Origin of the sequence: Lentihominibacter sp. (assembly GCF_046951855.1) — a bacterium.
Lineage (GTDB): Bacteria > Bacillota > Clostridia > Peptostreptococcales > Anaerovoracaceae > Lentihominibacter > Lentihominibacter hominis.
This window is the reverse complement of the sequence record NZ_JBKTXS010000021.1, coordinates 1-6794: the sequence shown is the minus strand read 5'-3', so window position 1 is coordinate 6794 and position 6794 is coordinate 1. Positions and strand designations below refer to the sequence as shown.

At 38.7% G+C, this 6794-nt stretch carries 5 protein-coding genes; 4 read left to right on the top strand and 1 reads right to left on the bottom strand.

Annotation, left to right across the window (positions count from 1 at the left end; all coding sequences use genetic code 11):
- Positions 1-1354: amidohydrolase (locus ACLR96_RS06750; RefSeq protein ID WP_412265472.1), on the bottom strand; the 1354-nt coding region annotated here is incomplete at its 3' end.
- A 215-nt stretch (positions 1355-1569) separates the two neighbouring features.
- On the opposite strand from ACLR96_RS06750, the gene ACLR96_RS06745 reads away from it, so the two are divergent.
- The 4 genes from ACLR96_RS06745 to ACLR96_RS06730 all read left to right on the top strand — a co-directional run.
- On the top strand, positions 1570-3345 hold the full coding sequence (locus tag ACLR96_RS06745; protein ID WP_177269715.1) for a helix-turn-helix domain-containing protein: 1776 nt from the start codon (positions 1570-1572) through the stop codon (positions 3343-3345).
- 84 nt (positions 3346-3429) lie between these two features.
- Positions 3430-4050, top strand: a complete 621-nt coding sequence (locus ACLR96_RS06740) for an AAA family ATPase (protein WP_177269713.1) — start codon at positions 3430-3432, stop codon at positions 4048-4050.
- A 19-nt stretch (positions 4051-4069) separates the two neighbouring features.
- Positions 4070-6004: a methionine--tRNA ligase gene (metG, locus tag ACLR96_RS06735; protein ID WP_177269711.1), complete on the top strand. Its 1935-nt coding sequence runs from the start codon at positions 4070-4072 to the stop codon at positions 6002-6004.
- Positions 6005-6195: 191 nt separating this feature from the next.
- On the top strand, positions 6196-6794 hold a 599-nt coding region (locus tag ACLR96_RS06730), incomplete at its 3' end, for a TatD family hydrolase (protein WP_412265470.1).

The following is a 6794-nucleotide window of genomic DNA, read 5'->3' as shown; positions in this document are numbered from 1 at the left end:
TTTTTATTCCTTCCTTTTTAAAACTTCCCATAGGGTATTGTGCCCGAGCTCTTTTATCTCCCAGCATTTCTGTTATTATGGTTTCTGTCATGCTGTAATAACATCCCCATATAGGCTGGACGCTGGCTATGACATTGAGTTTTGCCATACGTTTTTTATCTTCCTCTTTTATGGCCATAAAATGAGCTATTGTATTCCTCATTTTCTCTACTGCAATTCCCTGATTTTTCGTGTACTCTATAGCATCTAAAGTCATTTTTGCAGCGCCGTCTCCCATGCAATGTACATGTACAGGCATTCCGGCTCCATTCGCTTTCATAAAGATTTCTCTCAATTCGCTTTCTGTCCATTGGGGATGACCATTATATCCTTCTTTCATACCGATAGTTTTAAGATATTCCGGCTCATAGGGTTTATCCATGTAGATAGACAGACCTGTTCCGTCGGCAAATACTTTTACAGTGTTCCTTCTGAAGATTTCACCTACATCCTCAGATCCACGTTGTTTGATAATATGATCAAGCTGAGATAAAGGTTTTTCAGGGTCGACAGCATATACTGCCGTAACTCGCATGTTAAGTTCATCTCTTACAGCCAGATTCTTATATGCTTGTATGGCGTTTTCTGTGGCAAGTGCGTCGAAGATGAGTGTCGTACCATATGCATTGCCAAAATTTTTTTGATAATACATGATACCTTTTTCATATTCTTCAATAGAGTAATCTCCGTAAGGAACACTTTTGAGAATTAGATCTATTGCTGAATTTTCTTGGAATATTCCTGTGGGATTCATATTTTCGTCTCTCCATATAATCCCGTTTCTGGGTGAAGGTGTATCCTTTGATATCCCTGAATCTTCAAGAACCTTACTGTTGACCCATAGGTAATGATGGTCATAAGATCTTAATATAACGGGAATATTGCTGCATACTTTATCTATGTCTGATGCTGTAGGCATGGATTTAAGATCAGACATAAAATATGACGGATCCCAGCCTGTTCCTCTCAAAACTTTGACAGAGTGGTTTTGTTTAATATTTTTTCTGATAATATTTTGATAGATATTCATTGCTTCTGAAGGTTTCGCGTCATATGAAAGCCCGATGTTATACATATTAAAGCTGAAGATAAGTTCACATGTGCTTGAAGCATGTAAATGGGCATCCCCCAGACCGGGTAAGACACTTCGGCCTTTTAGATCTATCAGTAAAGTATCCTCCTTTTTATAAGACATTGCGTTTTGTGAGTCACCGACATAAACCAGTTTGTCATTACAGACGGCAAAGGCTTCACAGATTCTGCGGCAGGAATCCATAGTATATATTTGTCCGTTATAAAAAATTTTATCTGCCATATCTGCTCCTTTCCTTGATAATAAGAAATAGTGTGATTAGATCTATTCACTGCAAAAATTATATTTTAAATTATCAGAAAATTCTATGCCGATTATTGTTGAAGATTAATATAAAAATCGTTTTATTGCATAAAAATATTTACGTAATAATAGCAATATTAATATTTTTCTGATATTATTGTGGTGAAAAAAGTATCTTAATGGGGGGCGATGTTGTGAGTGAAACAAGAAATTATATAAAAGGAGAAATCGTATCTGTAGCTATATATGATGTTGAAGAGTATCCAATGCATCATCATAAAGACCCTGAAATTATATTTATCATTGATGGTCAGGCCTCTGTACATACCAGCTTTTATTCTATAGATGCAATAGAAGAAAATCATTTTATTTTTATAAATGCGGATACTATACATAATATAGAAAAGATAGGAGGGCCCTGCAGAGTAATGAGTATACATTTTCACATGGATCATATTGCGCATCTTTACAATGTGCCTGCTTTTTCAGCCTTCAGTATGGCTAGTTTTGATCAATATTCTTCCACTCAGACTATAGAGCAGCTGAGGCGATATCTTATAAATATAGCGTGCTGTTATATGGAGAAAACGTCTTCATATAAATCAGAACTTTCGGATATAGTATTGGAATGCTATACATATATGATGAATAATTTTCAATGGTTTTATTATGATGACTATATTCTTCATAATTATCCCCAGAGGCTGCCTCTTACACAGATAACGAGGGCGGAAGAAATCCTTACGTATCTGCAGGAGCATTACAGTGAAAAATTAACCCTTTCTAATGTGGCTGATGCTTTTTATCTGAATAAGTATTATCTTTCTCATCTTCTTAAGGATACTCTGGGAATGAGCTTTCAGGATCTGCTTAATGCTATAAGACTGAATATAGCTTTGTATCCTCTTTTGGAGTCAGGAAAGTCTGTCGAGGAAATAGCCGAAGAGTGTGGATTTTCATCGGCTGTTTATTTAAGAAAAGCTTTCGCTGTTCATGCCAAAGTGTCCCTGAGTACATATAGAAAACGTTACGGCAAAAGAAATCCCGAAGACAGCATACCTGATATAATATGTTATGGAAAAGAAGAACAGCTTTCTTATCTTAAAATGTATCAGAGGAAGTATTATCCTGAAGATTTTCTTGTCGAGAACACTGAACGTTTGTCTGTCTATGTAATTCTCGGCAATACATATGAGAGCTCTGATAATATTTTTCGAGCAAGGCAGCTGCAAGTCACCCCTCAGACCTTATTTCATATGGATTATATGAGGGACATTTTCTGTGAAATGGATTTTGACAGAGTGTTTGCCAAAACATCTGACTTTGGCAGATTATATGAATTTTACGGATCATATGAATTTTTTAGCCCTGTGAGAGATCTGTGCCGTGAATTTGGAATAGACATGGAAATTATTGGAGAAGAAGACGAAGAAATAGAAAAAATAAATGAAACGGCTTCAGTTTTTGGCAGAGAAACTTCTATGTATGGAGAAAAGGGATTTCGTACAAAATGGTATTACTTTCACTTTCTTATAAACCGGTTATATAATGAAAGAGTCTTTGATAAAGAGTTTTGTACTGTGTCTCGGCAGGGGAAAAAGATAAGCATATTATGTAATAACATAGGTGAAGATAAATATAGACAGGATCTTTCCAGAAAAGAGATATTTCTGCATATAGAAGATATACAGTGCAATTATTCCATCTTTACATATACTTTGCAGTTTCATGGAGATGATGAGGTTGCTGTGTGGAGGAGTATAGGTGCTCCGAATTCGGTAAGTCGTCCGCTTCGTGAAACCATAAGAAGTTGCTGTTTTCCTAAAGTAAGTCATTCTCGTTCTACTGCGCAGTATGATTTGCTCAAAGGCATAACTTTGGAGCCGGGAGAAATGAAATTGCTGATGTTGGTTCCTGAGGAAGAGTCGCCTGAAAAGGTTAATTCTGTTACAATCAAAGATAAAATGTGATATAATGTACCAACAAAGCCGTCCGCTGAAAAATTATGCGAAAATGGTTTTGTTCTGAAAAAACCGTCTAAGGGAGGAAGCCATATGAAGAGTGATAAAAAAATAATAACCATAAGTCGTGAATTCGGAAGCGGAGGAAGGCTTATAGGAAAGCGCCTTGCAGAAAAGCTTGGCGTACCGTATTACGATAAAGAGCTTTTAGATAGGATTGCTGAGGAGTCGGGATTTTCCAGAGAAATGATGGAGGATGCGGAGAAGAAGGCGAAGAACAGTTTTCTCTACAGTCTTATATCTGCTATGGGAACAGCTGAAGCCGGTCCGGAGAGTCTGTCTCTCAATGAACGTTTTTTTCTGGCGCAGTTTGATACTATTAAAGAAATCGCCGGCGAAGGTTCCTGTATAATAGTGGGAAGATGCGCTGACTATATTCTGAGAGGTATGCCGGAGGCTACAAATGTGTTCATATATGCCGAAGAGGAAGACAAGATAAAGCGGGCTGTAGAAGAATACGGAATTCCCCAGGAACACGTAAAGAAGCTGATGAAAGATACCGATAAAGCAAGAGCCAATTATTACGCTTATCATACAGGACAGAAGTGGGGAGAGCCTGTCAATTACCATCTTTCCATAGACAGCGGTTATATCGGAATAGAAGATATAGCAGACCTTATAATAAAATATACAGATGTGAAACTGTTCAGATAGAAAGGAATGATCAGATAAAATGGCAGAAAATAAAGGCACTTATTATATTACTACACCTATTTATTACCCGAGCTCAAATCTTCATATAGGGCATACTTATTGTACTGTCATGGCAGATGCTATGGCCAGATTTAAACGCCTTTCTGGGTATGATGTGAGATTTCTCACAGGAACCGATGAACACGGGCAGAAGATACAGACTATAGCAGAGAAAAAAGGCATGAAACCGCAGGATTATGTGGACGAGGTGGTCGCCGGGATAAAGGATTTATGGAAGACTATGGAGATATCTTACGATGATTTTATCAGAACTACCGAAACCAGACATATAAAGAGGGTTCAGGAACTTTTCATGAAGCTTTATGAAAATGGTGATATATATAAGGGTGAGTATGAAGGCCTTTACTGTACTCCTTGTGAATCATTCTGGACGGAGAGTCAGCTTATTGACGGCAAATGCCCTGATTGTGGAAGACCTGTGGAGAAAGCAAAGGAGGAAGCATATTTCTTTAAGCTCTCCAAGTATCAGGATAGGCTGTTGGATCTTTTTGAAAATAATCCTGAATTTCTGCAGCCTGATACGAGAAGAAACGAGATGATAGCTTTTGTAAAACAGGGGCTTGAGGATCTGTGTATTTCCAGATCGACATTCGACTGGGGTATTCCGGTACCTCTTGATGAAAAGCATGTTATGTATGTATGGCTTGATGCTCTTTCAAACTATATAACAGCGCTGGGGTGGCCGGATGAGCCTGAGCTGTATGATAAATACTGGCCTGTCAATGTTCACCTTGTGGGAAAAGAAATCGTAAGATTTCATACGGTGATATGGCCGGCACTGCTTATGAGCGCAGGACTTCCCCTTCCTAAACAGGTTCTCGGACATGGATGGCTGCTGCTGGAAGGCGGTAAAATGTCAAAGTCCAAGGGTAATGTGGTAGATCCTGTGAAACTAATAGAGCGATATGGAATAGATGCTCTTAAATATTTTCTTTTGAGAGAATATACTTTTGGTCAAGACGGGGTATTCACTAATGAGGTGATGCTCAAGAGAATGAATTATGATTTGGCTAATGATTTAGGGAATTTGGTATCCAGAACAGTATCCATGATAGAAAAATATAATGGAGGAATAGTACCTGATTTGACTGATGCATCGGATTCTGTAGATGAAGATCTTAAAACTGTTGCATTGGGCGCGGCAGATAAAGTTGAGTCCAATATGGATAAATTTGCTTTCAATATGGCTCTTGAGGAGATCTGGGTAGTTGTAAGACGTGCCAATAAATATATAGATGAAACGATGCCGTGGGTTCTTGCTAAAGACGAAGCGAAGAAGCCAAGACTTGACAATGTGCTCCATAATCTGGCTGAAACTATAAGAATTATTTCCGTTTTGATTCATCCATTTATGCACACTACTTCCGATGCTATACGGAAGCAGCTGGGCCTTTGGTATGCTGATGTGGCATGGGAAGATGCTTTTAGCTTTGAAATGATGCAGGGTGAGCAGGTAAAAAAAGGAAATGCTATTTTCCCGAGACTTGACATCGAAAAGGAGCTGGAAGAGCTGGAAGCTCTAAAAGGCGGCGGAGAAGATGCAGATATTCCGCTGGAGTTGAAACCGGAAATAGAATTTGATGATTTTGACAAGATCGATTTCAGGGTAGGTACCATAATATCGGCAGAGAAACATCCCAAGGCCGATAAGTTGCTCGTATTTCAGGTTAAAATGGGGACTGAAAAACGCCAGATAATTTCAGGCGTATCCAATTACTTTAAGCCTGAAGAATGTGTAGGAAAGAAAGTCGTTGTGGTGGCCAACCTCAAGCCCCGAAAGCTCAGAGGTCTTGAGTCTAAGGGAATGATAATGTTTGCCGATAATATTGTGGACGGCAGAGAAAGAATAGAATTTGTTTCCACAACAGCAGATGATGGGAATCCGGTAACATAAAATATAATCAGCTCTGCAGAACTGACTCAGCCAGATCTGCAGAGTTTCACTATGCAGAAAAAACAGTTGGAGTTATATAGGCTCCTTATGTAAAATAGTCCCATGTTATGTAATTTTTAAGTATTGCAAAGCCATATTCTCTGCTATAATTTAATGAAAACAGAAAAATAACGAAAAGAGGGAATACGATAATGTTTTTTGATTCACATGCACATTTGAATAATGAGATGCCGCAAGAGGCAAGAGAAGAAATGATAAAGGCCGTGCAAAACTCACAGCTTGATTATGTGATGGATATCGGGTTTGACCTTGCCAGTTCAAAATTAGCGGCAGATCATGCCGCAAAATATCCATGGTGCTATGCAGCTGTAGGATGTCATCCTCATGATACCAAAGATATGGATGATATGCAGCTGGCGATGATAAAAGGGCTTGCAAAAAAGAAAAAAGTAATGGCCATAGGAGAGATTGGCCTTGACTTTCATTATGATAATTCTCCCAGAGATGTGCAGCGTGAATGGTTCAGAAGGCAGATACGTCTTGCTAACGAGCTTAAGATGCCTATAGTGATACATTCACGTGAGGCAGATCAGGAAGTAATGGATATTCTGAAAGAGGAGGGTGCTTTTTCGCAGGAACGTAAAAGCTGGTTTCCCAAGCGTCCGGATACTCAAGGGTATGCAGACAGACATTCAGGTTTATGCAGTGATTCAAGAGTACTTCTTCACTGTTTTTCGGGAAGTGCTGAGCTTGGACGGCAGTATGTAAAATTGGGGGCTACACTTTCAAT